Origin of the sequence: Pseudescherichia sp. (genome assembly GCF_031987975.1) — a bacterium.
Taxonomy (GTDB): Bacteria; Pseudomonadota; Gammaproteobacteria; order Enterobacterales; family Enterobacteriaceae; genus Pseudescherichia.
Genome location: NZ_DALZYX010000005.1, coordinates 380,147 through 396,068, shown reverse-complemented (window position 1 = coordinate 396,068; position 15,922 = coordinate 380,147). Strand labels below are relative to the sequence as shown.

General features: G+C 53.8%; 18 protein-coding genes. 12 read left to right on the top strand and 6 right to left on the bottom strand.

Going from position 1 to position 15,922, the window contains the following annotated elements; genetic code table 11:
• The first annotated feature begins 290 nt into the window (after positions 1-290).
• From ghrA to RTN40_RS11670, 4 genes are all read left to right on the top strand, one after another.
• Positions 291-1,229: a glyoxylate/hydroxypyruvate reductase GhrA gene (gene ghrA, locus RTN40_RS11685; RefSeq protein WP_312228601.1), complete on the top strand. Its 939-nt coding sequence runs from the start codon at positions 291-293 to the stop codon at positions 1,227-1,229.
• A gap of 69 nt (positions 1,230-1,298) precedes the next feature.
• Positions 1,299-2,036 (top strand): phosphatase, encoded by a 738-nt coding sequence (locus tag RTN40_RS11680; RefSeq protein WP_312228600.1) that lies wholly within the window; start codon positions 1,299-1,301, stop codon positions 2,034-2,036.
• A gap of 19 nt (positions 2,037-2,055) precedes the next feature.
• Complete coding sequence (locus RTN40_RS11675; protein WP_312228599.1) at positions 2,056-2,610, top strand: molecular chaperone; 555 nt, start codon at positions 2,056-2,058, stop codon at positions 2,608-2,610.
• Between the two features lie 101 nt (positions 2,611-2,711).
• Positions 2,712-3,203, top strand: a complete 492-nt coding sequence (locus tag RTN40_RS11670; RefSeq protein ID WP_312228598.1) for a DUF1097 domain-containing protein — start codon at positions 2,712-2,714, stop codon at positions 3,201-3,203.
• Positions 3,204-3,234: 31 nt separating this feature from the next.
• Here the strand turns inward: RTN40_RS11670 and csgG are convergent, their stop codons facing one another.
• From csgG to csgD, 4 genes are read right to left on the bottom strand one after another with little or no spacing between them, the layout of a single operon-like run.
• Entirely contained in the window at positions 3,235-4,068 is an 834-nt protein-coding gene (gene csgG, locus RTN40_RS11665; protein ID WP_312228597.1) for a curli production assembly/transport protein CsgG, read from the bottom strand.
• Positions 4,069-4,101: 33 nt separating this feature from the next.
• Positions 4,102-4,518 (bottom strand): curli production assembly/transport protein CsgF, encoded by a 417-nt coding sequence (gene csgF / locus RTN40_RS11660; RefSeq protein WP_312210714.1) that lies wholly within the window; start codon positions 4,516-4,518, stop codon positions 4,102-4,104.
• 29 nt (positions 4,519-4,547) lie between these two features.
• On the bottom strand, positions 4,548-4,937 hold the full coding sequence (csgE, locus tag RTN40_RS11655; protein ID WP_312228596.1) for a curli production assembly/transport protein CsgE: 390 nt from the start codon (positions 4,935-4,937) through the stop codon (positions 4,548-4,550).
• Positions 4,938-4,941: 4 nt separating this feature from the next.
• Positions 4,942-5,592 (bottom strand): biofilm master transcriptional regulator CsgD, encoded by a 651-nt coding sequence (gene csgD / locus RTN40_RS11650; RefSeq protein WP_042392665.1) that lies wholly within the window; start codon positions 5,590-5,592, stop codon positions 4,942-4,944.
• A 754-nt stretch (positions 5,593-6,346) separates the two neighbouring features.
• Here csgD and csgB point away from each other — a divergent pair.
• From csgB to RTN40_RS11625, 5 genes are all read left to right on the top strand, one after another.
• Positions 6,347-6,802 (top strand): curli minor subunit CsgB, encoded by a 456-nt coding sequence (gene csgB / locus RTN40_RS11645; RefSeq protein ID WP_312228595.1) that lies wholly within the window; start codon positions 6,347-6,349, stop codon positions 6,800-6,802.
• A gap of 42 nt (positions 6,803-6,844) precedes the next feature.
• Positions 6,845-7,279 carry a curli major subunit CsgA gene (csgA, locus tag RTN40_RS11640; RefSeq protein WP_103819492.1) on the top strand — a complete coding sequence of 145 codons (435 nt, stop codon included), beginning with the start codon at positions 6,845-6,847 and terminating at the stop codon, positions 7,277-7,279.
• A 57-nt stretch (positions 7,280-7,336) separates the two neighbouring features.
• Positions 7,337-7,660 (top strand): curli assembly chaperone CsgC, encoded by a 324-nt coding sequence (gene csgC / locus RTN40_RS11635; RefSeq protein WP_312228594.1) that lies wholly within the window; start codon positions 7,337-7,339, stop codon positions 7,658-7,660.
• A gap of 130 nt (positions 7,661-7,790) precedes the next feature.
• Positions 7,791-8,333: an O-acetyl-ADP-ribose deacetylase gene (ymdB, locus tag RTN40_RS11630; protein WP_312228593.1), complete on the top strand. Its 543-nt coding sequence runs from the start codon at positions 7,791-7,793 to the stop codon at positions 8,331-8,333.
• Positions 8,266-9,753 carry a phospholipase D family protein gene (locus tag RTN40_RS11625; protein WP_312228592.1) on the top strand — a complete coding sequence of 496 codons (1,488 nt, stop codon included), beginning with the start codon at positions 8,266-8,268 and terminating at the stop codon, positions 9,751-9,753. Before ymdB ends, RTN40_RS11625 begins: the two co-directional genes overlap by 68 nt.
• 1 nt (position 9,754) lies before the next feature.
• Here RTN40_RS11625 and mdoC read toward each other — a convergent pair whose 3' ends face one another.
• On the bottom strand, positions 9,755-10,915 hold the full coding sequence (gene mdoC, locus RTN40_RS11620) for a glucans biosynthesis protein MdoC (RefSeq protein ID WP_312228591.1): 1,161 nt from the start codon (positions 10,913-10,915) through the stop codon (positions 9,755-9,757).
• Between the two features lie 271 nt (positions 10,916-11,186).
• Here mdoC and mdoG point away from each other — a divergent pair, with 271 nt between their 5' ends.
• From mdoG to RTN40_RS11605, 3 genes are all read left to right on the top strand, one after another.
• Entirely contained in the window at positions 11,187-12,722 is a 1,536-nt protein-coding gene (gene mdoG, locus RTN40_RS11615) for a glucans biosynthesis protein MdoG (protein WP_312228616.1), read from the top strand.
• Positions 12,715-15,222 (top strand): glucans biosynthesis glucosyltransferase MdoH, encoded by a 2,508-nt coding sequence (gene mdoH, locus RTN40_RS11610; RefSeq protein ID WP_312228590.1) that lies wholly within the window; start codon positions 12,715-12,717, stop codon positions 15,220-15,222. Before mdoG ends, mdoH begins: the two co-directional genes overlap by 8 nt.
• A 62-nt stretch (positions 15,223-15,284) precedes the next feature.
• Positions 15,285-15,512, top strand: a complete 228-nt coding sequence (locus RTN40_RS11605; RefSeq protein WP_312228589.1) for a YceK/YidQ family lipoprotein — start codon at positions 15,285-15,287, stop codon at positions 15,510-15,512.
• On the opposite strand, the gene RTN40_RS11600 is transcribed toward RTN40_RS11605, so the two are convergent.
• On the bottom strand, positions 15,513-15,887 hold the full coding sequence (locus tag RTN40_RS11600) for a MysB family protein (RefSeq protein ID WP_312228588.1): 375 nt from the start codon (positions 15,885-15,887) through the stop codon (positions 15,513-15,515).
• Positions 15,888-15,922: the final 35 nt, after the last annotated feature.

The following is a 15,922-nucleotide window of genomic DNA, read 5'->3' as shown; positions in this document are numbered from 1 at the left end:
TATACACACTTTCCAGGCGTGCTCCTTCAGCCACTCGGACACCTCACCATATTGTCTTCCCAGCATCGCTGGGACGGCGCTAATGTAGGGAAATCCGCTCCCACCGTCAATCCTCTTTTTCAATAATTTAGCGCGTTTAGACAAACTTCAAGCAACGTGCTTTCTAAATATCCAGGAACTGTTTTTTTTATCATCAGTAACCTTTATCCCTGAGCGCAGAACAAATTTGTTATCCTCATCAATAGATAACAATTCAACGAAACCAAAGCACGATCGCATCTGGAGTCAGTATGGATATCATCTTCTATCACCCGTCATTCGATACGCAATTTTGGCTGGATAAACTTTCCCAGGCACTTCCCCATTCACGGGTCCGTGAATGGAAGCCAGGCGATAACGAACCCGCCGACTATGCGCTGGTCTGGCATCCTCCGGTAGAAATGTTGCAGGGCCGTAAACTGAAAGCGGTCTTTGCTCTCGGCGCAGGCGTGGACTCCATTCTTAGCCAGCTTAACGCCAACCCGGATATGCTGCCGGAATCCATCCCGCTGTTCCGCCTCGAGGACACCGGCATGGCATTGCAGATGCAGGAGTATGCCGTGAGCCAGGTATTGCACTGGTTCCGACGCTTTGATGATTACCAGGCGCAAAAACAACAGGCCCGCTGGCAGGAGCTGGAGGAGTACCAACGCGAAGACTTTACCATCGGCATCCTTGGCGCAGGCGTGCTGGGGTCGAAAGTAGCTGAAAGCCTTCAGGCATGGGGCTTCCCGCTGCGCTGCTGGAGCCGTAGCCGCAAATCCTGGCCCGGAGTTGAGAGCTTTGCCGGCGAAGCCGAGCTGGGGAATTTCCTGAAAGGAACCCGCGTCTTGATTAACCTCTTGCCTAATACCCCAGAGACCCAGGGCATTATTAATCTACCGCTGCTGAACCAGCTGGTGGATAACGCTTATCTGCTCAACCTTGCCCGCGGCGTGCATGTTGTTGAAGAAGATCTTCTTAAAGCGCTTGATTGCGGCAAAGTGAAAGGAGCCATGCTGGACGTCTTTAGCAAAGAGCCGCTTCCGGCCAGCAGCCCGCTATGGGCGCATCCGCAGGTTGCAATGACCCCACACATTGCTGCCGTGACGCGCCCGAATGAGGCTATCGACTATATTGCCAGGACCATAACAAAGCTGGAGCAGGGCGAGCCGGTAACTGGACAGGTTGACCGGACCCGCGGCTACTAGCACTGGGTTTTCATTAAAAAGGGTAATAATTCCTGTTATCCTTGAGCATTATTAACTGAGGAGAGCGTCATGTACCCCGTTGACCTGCACATGCATACCGTTGCCAGCACCCACGCTTACAGCACCCTCCACGACTATATTGCGATTGCCAAAAGCAAAGGCCTTAAGCTTTTTGCTATCACCGACCACGGCCCCGATATGGCCGATGCGCCGCACTACTGGCACTTCGTGAATATGCGTATCTGGCCGCGGCTGGTGGATGGGGTAGGGATCCTGCGCGGTATTGAGGCCAACATTAAAAATATCGCCGGTGAGATTGACTGCACCGGGCCGATGCTGCCCGCGCTGGATCTGATTATCGCCGGCTTTCATGAACCTGTGTTCGCCCCGCAGGATCAAGACACCCATACCGCAGCAATGATTGCTACTATGGCCAGCGGTAACGTGCATATCATCAGCCACCCGGGAAATCCAAAATATCCTGTGGATATTCCGGCGATTGCCGCAGCGGCGGCGAAGTATGATGTTGCACTGGAGATCAATAACTCCTCTTTCCTCCACTCGCGCAAGGGCAGCGAGGCGAACTGCCGGGCTATCGCCGCCGCCGTGCGTGATGCCGGGGGCTGGGTAGCATTAGGATCCGACTCGCACACCGCCTTTTCGCTGGGTGATTTTACCGAGTGCCGCAAGGTGCTGGATGACGTCGGTTTTCCCGAAGATCGGATCCTTAACGTCTCGCCGCGCCGCCTGTTAAACTTCCTGGAATCGCGCGGAATGCCGCCGATTGCCGAGTTTGCTGAACTTTAATTTTTTAACGGAACCCATAATGAACGAGTTTTCAATCCTCTGCCGCGTGCTTGGCTCACTCTACTACCGCCAGCCTGAGGATCCGCTTTTAGCCCCGCTCTATACGCTGATTCGCGAGGGCAAGCTGGCAGCAAACTGGCCGCTGGAGCAGGATGAGCTGCTGGCCCGTCTGCAAAAGAGCGTTGACGATCCCGCTCTGGTGACGGATTACCACAATCTGTTCATCGGCGACGAGTGCAGCGTTGCGCCATATCGCCATGCGTGGCAGGAGGGGGCAAACGAGGCAGAGGTCAGAGCATTTTTGGCCGCCCGGGGTATGCCGCTGACCGATGTGCCAGCGGATCACTTTGGTACTCTGCTGCTGGCTGCCTCCTGGCTGGAAGATAATGCAGCGGAGGATGAGAGCGAGGCCCTGGAGACCCTGTTTGCTGATTACCTGCTGCCATGGTGCGGGACATTCCTTGGTAAAGTCGAAGCCCATGCGGTAACACCCTTCTGGCGCACCATGGCGTCGCTCACCCGGGACGCTATCGCAGCCATGTGGGATGAGCTTGAGGAAGGAACCGCAGAATAGCGTGATATAAATCACAATATTCATGCAACAATAATCGCCAGATTACAAATAACGTGCGGGCGATCTCACTTCAATGGCACGCTTCTGCTAAGATGCGCGCCATGAACATACTCTTCTCAATTGCATTAACGACCGGCATTCTCTCAGGTCTCTGGGGCTGGGTTGCCGTCTCATTGGGCCTGCTGAGCTGGGCCGGTTTCCTCGGCTGTACGGCCTATTTTGCCTGTCCGCAGGGTGGGGTGAAAGGGCTGTTAATTTCCGCCTTTACGGTAATGAGCGGCGTAGCCTGGGCAGAGGTGATTATCTACGGCAGCGCGTTAAGTCCGCATTTGAGCATCGTTAGCTATCTGCTCACTGGCGTTGTGGCCTTCCTGATGTGCATCCAGGCGAAGAGTCTATTACTCTCCTTTGTTCCTGGCACCTTTATTGGTGCCTGTGCTACCTTTGCCGGGCAGGGCGACTGGCGAACTGTCGTTCCGTCGCTGGCCGTCGGCTTACTGTTTGGCTATGCCATGAAGAACAGCGGCCTGTGGCTGGCCAGCTGGCGCGAAAGAGCGGCCAACGCCAGCGCAAAAAAAAGCGTGGCGGAGTAGTCCGCCACGCTTCGATAGTGCTCAGGAGCAATTACGACTCTGGCGGCGTCGCCATATGGCGGTATTTCACCAGAATCGGATCTTCGCTCTCCGCCTTGTTTTGCAGATCCCACAGCCCGCGATCGATACCATCGTTAATTAGGTAAATCACCCCGGTTTCAATCGCTGACATCAGACACAGCATGACGGGTTCGTTCGCAGTAAAGCCGACCTCACCCTCCAACAGACGCTGGTAGTCAATGAAGCGGAACACCCCGGCCTGCACCTCATAGGAGAGGATCGTCTTGCTGGTGTTGACCGACGACAGGATCTCTCCGGTACTCACATTGACCACGCGCAGGTTAACCGCGACCTGGTCAAGCTGGTACTGGGTGTCGGCCCCGATGCCAAAGTAACGCGCACCCACTCCACCGGACTTCACGTTGCTCTCATAGCCGATAATCGAGCCTTCGACCATCACGTTAGCCGCAGTCAGCGACTGAAGCGGGAAGCGGTTATTAACCGCCACCGTGCCGTTCTCCTGCGCCGCACGAATGATCTTCCGCTCGTTAAGCAGGTTCTGCAGCCCCTGGCGCTCAAGCGGAATAAACCAGCGTGAATCCTTCAGCGCCGTGACAAGCATAGAGGTGGCGCTCTGCGGGACTGCGGTAGAGAAGTTACTCGCCGGATAGGCTTTAAACTGTCCGGTTTCATCCTGAATATTATAAACAGAGACAAATATCTTACCGGTTGGCATCGGCAGATGGGTTAAATCTTGATAACTTTGGGCCCGAGGCATTAATGTTGGTTTGGCTGCTTCTTTCGGTGGTGCCGTTAAGCATCCGCTGAGTAAACAGACAGCCAGCATGGTGAGTAAGCGCTGCATAATTATTATTCCTGTAAAAACGGTAGCTGTGCTTTAAAAGTCGGTTGAACCACTCTGTAAACCCGACACCTCTATAGTGGATGTTTTCCCGGTTTTGCGATCTGTTACGTTGAGCTGAAGCTGCCCGTCGTTATTAGCGATATCAACAATAAAATCACTGGTGATCATTCTTCCCGGCTTGCCAGTATTAATGTTGGTCAGTAATCCTCCCAATACCTGGGACTGAATTGCCTGGGTAAAGTTATCCAGTGCAGAAGGTGTTTCTATTCCGTAAGTATCGTCATAATCCGGATCTTTATAGGAGTTTTGCGCCTGGGCGCTATTTAATAAAAACGCGCCGTTATTGGGGTTGCCACCAAAATTAGGGTTGCGAAACTGGAAGGTCATATTTCCAGCCCATATTGACGGCGAGACAAGCAAAAGCGTGACTATGGCACAGGCAATACGCATGTGAGCCTCCGAAAGAAATTTATCGTGTTTTAGAATTCATCTCGCGCTAAATCGCCAGTACCAAGCAAAGCTTGATCGATCTGCCGGCGATCCAGTGCTTCCTGGGTTTGCGCTATCGCGGCGTTGACGTTGTTGTCAAAGTCGCGTTTAGTAGGAAATAAAAATGTCTGGAATACCACGTCTTGATTGACCGTAATGGTTATCCAACTTCCCCACCGTGCGCTGGGACGTTCATTGATGCTCAGGTTCCCTGTATAACTGCTTTCCCATTTATCACTAAAAGCACGATAAAAATCGTGTCCAACAGAAGAGACCGTACGATCGGTCAGCAATCCGGGAACTTCCACTTCGACAGCGCGCAGGTTCCCGGCAGCCAGCAGAAGACCTGCGGCTGCAAACCATGCAACGAACCGTTTCATGGGATTATCGCCTGAGGTTGTCGTTAGCCCAGGAGACCGCCTGTGTACGATTTTTTACAGATATCTTCTTGAAAAGATTGTAGAGATGGGTTTTTACTGTGTTTTCGCTAATAAACAGCGAACGGGCAATCTCGTTATTCGAGGCACCAATTCGCAGCTTATTTAGGATCTCCTTCTCCCGGTGCGTGAGCAGCGCGGCTTCGGAGCTGTTGTAACGGTAGTTACCGGAGTGGGTAATGAGGTAGCTGGCAAGCTTCTGAGAGAAGTAGCACTCCCCACGCTGCACGCTAAGCAGACCGTCAACGACCCGGGACTGATCTTCCGTCACGTAGAAAACGCCGTTGATGTGTGGCCAGCTCTCTATGTCACGGAACGGGTATTCATCTGGCGTATTGAGCAGTAACAGCTTCACTGCGTTGTTTTTCCTACCTAAATTGTCCTGCCAGTAATGGATCAGCTTTTTATCCGCCTCCATCATGTCGAACAGAATCACGCTTCCGGGCGATATATCATCCAGAGAGCGTTGAATATTATGCACTTTCCCGGACAGAGAGAGGGATTGTTTCAGATGCTGCAGCAAAGCAGCAGCTTGTAAGGAAGGTTTAGTAATCAAGAGAATAGATTGACTTTGAAAACTCTGGACTTCGTTAAACATAATAAACCCCGCTTGTTGGTACACCTGTCTTTTTCCCCAGGTCTTACTGGGGTATCCAGAAGTACTGACAGATGTTGCACTGCTGTGTGTAATCAATAAGAGTGAGCCCTAAGGGCAAAATTTAACAAAACTCAAACATACTGCTGATTTCAATCTAGCCATTACCAATCTTAAATCAAGTGTTAAACATGTAACAAAATGTAAAAGTAAATTTTAAAATGTAATTTAGACGAAATTTTGATGTTTAAATTTCATGGAAAAGTTGTACAAGTTAATACTTTTGCATCACATTTAAAAATCATACAAATTATTTTAACTTATTGTTATTAAAGCAAATATATCTTGAAATTAAACATTTTGATTTTTTTATGCAGTTAAATTTTATGAGTGGGCGTTATCAAAGGCACGCAGAGGGAGAAGAAAGTTGCTTTGGTGATCGCAAAACCACAAAATTTTTATGTATACCTGCATATGGCTGCTACCGGGGCATAACTCAGTTCCGGTTGTTATAACGCTCAAACCTGTACCAAACTTCCGTCGCAAAATTTATTGTATGCATCATTCGACTATTTTTTAGGACGTTAGCACTTTAAGGTGAACATATAGATAAAAATACCACCGCTGGGTGAGATATTATTGATATTTGCCGCTACATACTCTTTTCCGTAACGCAGCGTTAACGGATGTAAAAATACGTTAATTGCAGTGGAGCATAATATTCATCAGTGAGAATAATCCAGGTCCAGGTGACAACATGAAAAACAGAATGTTGATTATGGTGTTAACAATGCTGGGTGCGCCTGGGATAGCCGCCGCGTCAGGTTATGATCTGGCTGTATCGGAATATAACTTCGCGGTAAATGAATTGAGTAAAACGTCTTACAATCAGGCTGCGATAATTGGCCAGGACGGTACCAATAATAGCGCCCAGCTACGTCAGGATGGATCTAAAATGCACGCTGTTATCTCCCAGGAAGGGGCAAATAACCGGGCAAAGATTGATCAGGCAGGAGCCTATAACTTTGCGTATATCGATCAGTCAGGCAGTGCTAATGACGCGAGTATAACGCAGGGTGCATATGGTAATACCGCAATGATTATCCAGAAAGGTTCGGGTAACAAAGCGAATATTACGCAGTATGGTACGCAAAAAACGGCAGTTGTAGTGCAGAGGCAATCACAAATGGCTATTCGCGTTATTCAACGCTAAATCCATTGTGAATCAAATATATCAATCCGATGGGAGTTTACCATGAAATTCATTAAAGTGGCAGCATTGGCAGCGATCGTTATTTCAGGCAGCGCTTTCGCAGGTTCCGTTGGTCAATATGGTGGCGGCAGCTACGGCGGCCCGAATTCTGAATTAAGCATTTTCCAGTACGGCAGCAATAACTCCGCGCTGGCTCTGCAGACCGATGCTCGTGACTCCGATCTGACCGTGACTCAGCATGGCTCACGTAACGCCGCAGACGTAGGCCAGGGTTCTGATGACAGCTCTATCACCCTGTCACAGAACGGTTCTCGTAACAACGCCACTATCGACCAGTGGAATAGCCGCCACTCTGATATCGACGTACGCCAGTACGGTACTGCTAACGGCGCGCTGGTTAACCAGACCGCGTCTCAGTCTTACGTTGAAGTACGTCAGGTTGGCTACGGCAACAACGCAACGGCTAACCAGTACTAATCATATCTGGTACGAAAAAACAGGGCTTCGGCCCTGTTTTTTTATCAGGAGGCCGCTATGCACCCCTTGCTTTTAGTTACCGCCCTTGCCAGCCAGATTACGTTTCTGACCGAGCGTCAGGAGGATATCTATACCATTACGCCACAGGTTGTCCTGTCCCAGCCCTGCGTATGCCAGATCCAGATCCTCACCGTCCACGCAGGCGTAAGCGGGCAGAGTAATACCCAACAGCGAAAGACCCTGACCCTGCAAGCTAACCAGCCAACAAAACTTGCACGCCTGAGTATGAATATCTCGCCAAAAGATACTGTCAAAGTGGTTGTTACGGTCACGGACGGCGATGCCCTGCATCTCGTGCAGCAGTGGCCAGCTGAGCAATAACGCAGCAATATCCGGTGTAAAATCAATCTGCTGTACCGCTATACCGTCTGGCCGAACGCCGTGTAATTTCTCCCGCCTGCCACACCCTGCTATACACTTAGTTGAAAGCGATGAGATAAGAGAGGCAAATATGCAATCGCGTATGGAGGTTATTCAGGGTGACATCACTACATTACAGGTCGATGTCATTGTTAATGCGGCTAACCCTTCCTTAATGGGCGGGGGCGGCGTAGATGGCGCTATCCACCGTGCCGCCGGACCGGCGCTGCTGGCTGCATGTAAAACCGTGCGGGAGCAGCAGGGCGAGTGTCCGCCGGGCCATGCCGTGATCACCCTTGCCGGGGCGCTACCGGCGAAGGCGGTGATCCATACTGTAGGGCCAATCTGGCGCGGCGGTGAGGATCATGAGCAGCGCCTGCTGGAGGATGCCTACCGTAATAGCCTGAAGCTGGCCGAGGCCAACGGCTATCACTCGGTGGCGTTTCCGGCAATCAGTACCGGCATATACGGTTTCCCTAAACCGGCCGCGGCGGAGATTGCTGTCGCTACGGTTTCGGATTATCTAACCCGTCATCCGTCGATTGGTCAGGTATACTTTGTCTGTTATGACGATGAAAATGCCCGGCTTTATCAACGACTACTCACCCAGCAGGGTGACGAACCAGACGCATAATACGCGGCTGGGGCGCGCTATCGCCCCGGCCTGCGCCGCCCATCCTGACGAATGCGGCATTCTGGCCCTGGACAATAGCCTTGACGCTTTTGCCGCACGCTACCGGCTGATTGAGATGGCCGAGAAAAGCCTGGATATCCAGTACTATATCTGGGAAGACGACATGTCCGGGCGGCTCCTGCTGTCACAGCTACTCAAGGCAGCCCGGCGTGGGGTCACGATCCGTCTGCTGCTGGACGATAACAATACCCAGGGACTGGATGATATTCTGCGCAAACTGGATGCCCATGCCAATATCGACGTTCGCCTCTTTAATCCCTTTTCGTTTCGTCTCTTCAGAGCCTTCGGGTATCTTACCGACTTTGCCCGTCTCAATCGGCGTATGCACAATAAAAGCTTCACCGCGGATGGAGAAGTGACCATTGTCGGCGGCAGAAATATCGGCGATGCCTATTTTGGCGCTGGTGAGCAGCCGCTCTTTTCAGATCTTGACGTGCTGGCAATTGGGCCGGTGGTTCAGGATGTGGTCACAGACTTTGAACGCTACTGGACCTGCCAGTCGGTTTCTACCCTGCAAAAGGTGCTCGATATAGAGGACGGGGATATCGACGGGCAGATCCAGGTTCCCGAGTCCTGGTACAACGACGAGACAGCCCAGCGCTACCTCTCCAAGCTTGAAACGTCCCACTTCTCTACTCGGCTTGAGGCGGGAACCCTGCCGCTGCTGTGGGCTAAAACCCGCCTGCTGAGCGACGACCCACGCAAGGGGCAGGGCAGGGCGCGGGAGCATACCCTACTGCCGCAGCGCCTGGTGAAGGTAATGGGGATGCCGCAGCAGCAGATCGATATTATCTCGGCCTATTTTGTCCCGACCCGCGCCGGGGTGGCTCAGCTGCTGCAGATGGTACGCAAGGGCGTGAAAATCGCCATTCTTACCAACTCTCTGGCGGCAAACGATGTGGCGGTGGTGCACGCGGGCTATGCGCGCTGGCGTAAAAAGCTGCTGCGCCACGGCGTGGCGCTATACGAACTCAAGCCAACCCGGGAAGGGGGCCGCCATATTCACGACCGCGGTTTGACGGGGAACTCCGGTTCAAGCCTCCACGCCAAAACCTTTAGCATCGACGGCGCGAAGGTGTTTATCGGCTCGTTTAATTTCGATCCCCGCTCGGCTATGCTCAATACCGAGATGGGCTTTGTGATCGAGAGCGAACCGCTGGCGCAGGTTATTCACCACCGTTTTCAGCAAAGTCAGCGTGAGGCGGCCTGGGAGCTGCGCCTTGACCGCTGGGGGAGAATTAACTGGATCGACACCCAGGACGGTCAGGAGAGAGTATTAAAGAAGGAGCCAAAAACGCGCTTCTGGCAACGGATGCTGGTGCGATTAGCATCCCGGTTGCCGGTGGAATGGCTCCTCTAAGCTAGTTTTGCACCTGTTTCGGCTGCGCTTTAGTGACTTCGGGCTTGCCGGAAAAGAGAAAACGCAGCAGCGGAATGCGGAGATGCACTTCATAAAGCGCAACGGCGCAGCCCACCACAAAAATTAACCCGCAGATAAAGCCCAGCGTATTCGAGTGAATATGGGGGGTGATCCATGCGCCAAAGAGCAGCGTCAGCGGATGGTGCACCAGATAGATAAACAGCGATGCGTTGACGAAGTAGGTCACGCGGGATGACTGGAAGTTAAGCAGTCGATGCCCCAGAGAGAAGACCACGTTCACCATCCACAGCCCCATCACCATCGTAATCACGCTTTCCGTCTCATACATCCACGCATCGCCGCTGCCGTAGCGCTGGTTAAGCAGATAGGCGACAAAGGCCAGTGCCGCGCCCAGAGAGCAACCCCACGACGGCGTGGTGAAGAGCGCCTTCAGCTTAGGCGTAATAAAGGTCAGCGCCCCCAGCACAAAAAACGGCAGATAGAACAGGGTTTGCATCACGGCAAAGTTAAACAGACCATCGCTGAGGAGGGGAGGATAAATAACCAGCAGGCTGCGGCGGATAGCGGCATAGAGCACGCCAAGCAGCAGAAACAGCAGCGTGAGTTTAGGTAGCGTAAGCTGGGCTAGCAGCGCATCCGGGTTAACCGCCACCGCCTGCTTGAGCTTACGGAACAGCACCAGCCCCAGCGTTGTTAGCACCACCAGCACCAGTAAAAACCAGAGGTGGGAAACAAGATCCCATACTAAGGTATTATACTTGTCATAAACCGAGAGGGTGTGCCAGCTGTCGGCCTTGCCTTTAACATGCTGCAGCATCAGAAACTGCGGCAGCGTTAACAGCGGGATAGCGGTCAGCATTGGAATGCCTACGCGCTCGACGCGCACTTTCCACCAGCGCTTCATGGGGTAGCGCAGATAGAGCATATAAGAGAAGTAGCCGGAGATAACAAAGAAGACCTGCATCCGGAAGGCGTGAATAAAGTCGTTGAACAGGGTCAGCCACCACGAAGGCGTAGCGCTGTTCACATGCCAGACGTGGCTTGAGTAGATCAATGAGATATGAAAGGGGATGCCTAACAGCATCAGCCACGCGCGAATGGAATCCAGAAAGTATTCGCGCTGTGCGGGTATTTTACTCATATCACTCCGTGCAATATCAGACTTATCGCCTTATCCCTAAGGCCAGTTATGATTACATTCGTTGGCAACCCTACACTAAGCGTGGCAGCCTGTCTCCAGGAGAAACGCGTAATTGGCAAGGTGTTGCTTTTATTTGCTTATCCACTGAGCCAGTGACCGAACAAAGCGGGGATTAAGTTGTCGGATTGCCTGAAATACCATTAAAATAGATCGGATCGATTTAAGCACACAAAGGGGGAAGTGCTTAGTTATTATGAAACATAATCTACAAGTGATGAAAATGCGTTGGTTAGGCGCAGCGGTGCTGTTATCCCTGTACTCTTCATCGGGTTGGGCCTTTAACATCGATGACGTAGCAAAACAGGCGCAGTCGTTAGCCGCAAAAGGCTATGAAGCCCCGAAAAGCAACCTGCCCTCTGTCTTCCGTGACATGAAATACGCGGACTATCAGCAGATTCAGTTCAATCACGATAAAGCGTACTGGAACAACGTTAAGACCCCATTCAAGCTTGAATTCTATCATCAGGGTATGTACTTCGACCTGCCGGTAACCGTCAATGAAGTGACGGCGACGGCGGTGCATAAGATCAAGTACAGCCCGGACTATTTCAACTTTGGCAACGTCCAGCACGATAAGGACACGGTCAAAGATTTAGGCTTCGCCGGCTTCAAGGTTCTCTATCCTATCAACAGCAAAGACAAGAATGATGAAATTGTCAGCATGCTGGGAGCGAGCTACTTCCGCGTCCTTGGTGCCGGGCAGGTCTACGGACTCTCTGCCCGTGGCCTTGCTATCGACACCGCGCTGCCGTCCGGCGAAGAGTTTCCACACTTCCGTGAATTTTGGGTGGAGCGTCCGAAACCTACCGATAAACGCCTGACCATCTACGCGCTGCTGGATTCGCCGCGTGCGACCGGCGCTTACCGCTTTGTAGTGATCCCGGGGCGTGACACCGTGGTAGACGTGCAGTCAAAGGTCTACCTGCGTGATAAGGTCGGCAAGCTGGGCGTCGCGCCGCTGACCAGCATGTTCCTGTTTGGACCAAACCAGCCGTCACCGGCAACCAACTTCCGTCCTGAGCTGCATGACTCTAACGGTCTCTCTATGCATGCCGGCAACGGCGAGTGGATTTGGCGTCCGCTGAACAACCCGAAACACCTCGCCGTCAGCAGCTATGCGATGGAAAATCCGCAGGGCTTTGGCCTGCTGCAGCGTGGCCGCGAGTTTAACCGCTTCGAAGACCTCGACGATCGCTACGATCTGCGTCCCAGCGCCTGGGTAACGCCTAAAGGCGAGTGGGGCAAAGGCAAAATCGAGCTGGTTGAGATCCCGACCAACGATGAGACCAACGACAACATCGTGGCTTACTGGACGCCGGATCAGCTGCCGGAAGCCGGTAAAGAGATGAACTTCAAGTACACCATCACCTTTAGCCGCGACGAAGACAAACTGCACGCGCCGGATAACGCCTGGGTCACCCAGACGCGCCGCTCAACGGGCGATGTCAAACAGTCCAACCTGATCCGCCAGCCGGACGGCACCCTGGCGTTTATTGTTGACTTCACCGGTGAAGAGATGAAAAAGCTGCCGCAGGACACCCCGGTCTCTGCCCAGGTCAGCATCGGTGATAACGGTGAAATTGTTGAAAATGTTGTGCGCTATAACCCGGTCACTCAGGGATGGCGTTTAACCTTGCGCCTTAAGGTTAAAGACCAGAAAAAGACGACCGATATGCGTGCTGCGCTGGTAAATGCCGAGCAGCCGCTGAGTGAAACCTGGAGCTACCAGCTACCTGCCAATGAATAAGACAACTGAATATATCGACGCGCTGTCTCTCTCTGTTGAAGAGAGAGCGGCGCTGCCGACAACGGATCTGCGCGGCGTGCACGAAGCGCTGGATGCTGAACATCGCCGCTACGAGCGGGACGATGACAGCCCGCTGGGTTCAGTGCAGGCACGTCTTGAGCATGCCTGGCCAGATTCGCTGGCGGAAGGCCAGCTCATCAAGGATCACGAAGGGCGTACCCAGCTGAAGGCCATGCCTGAGGCGAAGCGCTCCTCCATGTTCCCCGATCCGTGGCGTACCAACCCCATTGGCCGCTTCTGGGATCGCTTGCGCGGGCGCGATGTGCCGCCACGTTACCTGTCGCGGCTGACCAAAGAGCAGCAGGCGAGCGAGCAGAAATGGCGTATGGTCGGATCTATCCGCCGTTACATTCTGCTGCTGCTGACCATCGCCCAGACGGTGGTGGCCACCTGGTACATGAAAACCATTCTTCCCTATCAGGGTTGGGCGCTGATTGCCCCGGAAGATATGATGGAACAGGATCTGCTGGTCTCCTTTATGCAGCTTCTACCCTACGTGCTGCAAACCGGGATCCTGATCCTCTTTGCGGTGCTCTTCTGCTGGGTCTCGGCCGGGTTCTGGACGGCGCTGATGGGGTTCCTCCAGCTGCTGATAGGCCGCGACAAATACAGCATCTCAGCCTCCACGGTCGGAGATGAGCCGCTCAACCCGCAGCACCGTACCGCGCTGATCATGCCGATCTGTAACGAGGACGTTGACCGCGTGTTTGCTGGCCTGCGCGCAACCTGGGAGTCGGTGAAGGCGACGGGGAACGCAGAGCACTTTGACGTCTATATCCTCAGCGATAGCTACAACCCCGATATCTGCGTAGCAGAGCAAAAGGCATGGATGGAGCTGATTGCCGAGGTACAGGGTGAAGGGCAGATCTTCTATCGCCGCCGTCGCCGTCGTGTGAAGCGTAAAAGCGGTAACATTGACGACTTCTGCCGTCGCTGGGGCAGCCAGTATAGCTACATGGTGGTGCTGGATGCGGACTCCGTCATGACCGGCGACTGCCTGTGCGGTCTGGTGCGTCTGATGGAAGCTAACCCGAACGCCGGGATTATCCAGTCCTCACCGCGTGCGTCCGGGATGGATACCCTCTATGCACGCTGTCAGCAGTTTGCCACTCGGGTTTACGGGCCGCTGTTTACCGCGGGTCTGCACTTCTGGCAGCTCGGGGAGTCGCACTACTGGGGCCATAACGCCATTATCCGCGTGCAGCCGTTTATCGAGCACTGTGCGCTGGCCCCGCTGCCGGGCGAAGGCTCGTTTGCTGGCTCTATCCTCTCCCACGACTTTGTGGAGGCGGCTCTAATGCGCCGCGCCGGTTGGGGGGTGTGGATCGCCTACGATCTGCCTGGCTCCTATGAGGAGCTGCCGCCGAACCTGCTGGATGAGCTGAAACGCGACCGCCGCTGGTGTCACGGCAACCTGATGAACTTCCGGTTGTTCCTCGTAAAAGGGATGCACCCGGTGCACCGCGCCGTGTTCCTGACCGGGGTAATGTCCTACCTCTCCGCGCCGCTGTGGTTTATGTTCCTCGCGCTCTCTACGGCGCTGCAGGTGGTTCACGCCCTGACCGAGCCGCAGTACTTCCTGCAGCCGCGTCAGCTGTTCCCGGTGTGGCCGCAGTGGCGTCCTGAGCTGGCGATCGCGCTCTTTGCCTCGACCATGGTGCTGCTCTTCCTGCCGAAGCTACTGAGCATTATCCTGATCTGGTGCAAGGGGACGAAAGAGTATGGCGGGTTCCTGCGCGTGACGGCGTCGCTGCTGCTGGAGGTGCTGTTCTCTGTGCTGCTGGCCCCGGTACGTATGCTGTTCCACACCGTGTTCGTGGTCAGTGCCTTCCTCGGCTGGGAAGTGGTCTGGAACTCACCGCAGCGTGACGATGACTCTACCCCGTGGGGCGAGGCGTTTATGCGTCACGGCTCGCAGATGCTGCTGGGCCTGGTCTGGGCAATCGGCATGGCGTGGCTGGATCTGCGCTTCCTGTTCTGGCTGGCACCGATCGTGGTCTCGCTGATCCTCTCCCCATTTGTCTCGGTGATTTCGAGCCGCGCAACGGTAGGCCTGCGTACTAAGCGCTGGAAGCTGTTCCTGATCCCGGAAGAGTACTCGCCGCCGCAGGTGCTGGTGGATACTGACAAGTATCTGACGCTGAACCGTGAGCGGTCGCTGGAAAATGGCTTTATGCACGCGGTGTTTAACCCGTCCTATAACGCCCTTGCCACCGCCATGGCGACGGCCCGTCATCGGGCAAGCCAGGTGCTGGAGATCGCCCGCGACCGTCACGTTGAGCAGGCGCTGAACGAGACGCCGGACAAACTCTCCCGAGACCGCCGCCTGGTGCTGCTGAGCGATCCGGTGACAATGTCACGTTTACACTACCGTGTCTGGTCCTCGCCTGAGCGTTACTCGTCGTGGATTAGCCAATACGACGCGCTGAAGACAAAATAACTGTTTAGTGTTTGATGAATAAATACCGGCTCTACAGCCGGTATTTTTTTATAAGGAGAGGTATGCGGATAATTACTGTTGTAGTAATGGCGATGCTGCTTAGCGGGTGCGGCAGCATAATCAGCCGTACTATTCCGGGACAGGGGCATGGGAACCAGTACTACCCAGGAGTTCAGTGGGACGTACGCGACTCAAAGTGGCGCTACATCACCGTTCTGGATCTCCCTTTCTCTCTGGTTTTTGATACGCTTCTGCTGCCTATTGATGCGCATCACGGTCCCTACGAGTAGTTAGCGCTCGTCCCACTCATCCGCTGCGGTGCGACCCTCTTCGGTATCCAGCGGCGGCTGCAGCTGAAATTCGCCCTCATCCCACTCGTGGAGGGTATTCTCCTCCAGCCACTCCTGGCGCAGCTCAATCTCGTCAAACTCGCCGTCAAACACGCTCTGCGCGGCTTCGCCGGTCAATAACGGCAGACACTCCCCGTCCTCGCCTTCGTCGGCTAAAAATTCCACCTGCCACATGATCTCGCCATCCTGTAGCACGTACTTCTGCATATTAAACTGCTGAATGTTGGCACTCTCTTCGTCCAGCTCAGGACTGTTGGCCAGAAACTCTTCACGAGCAGCATCAATGGCTTCTTCCAGCGTGGCGTACATGGTCATTGGTTTCTCCCTGTGAAATTGACATGTTGTTCAGG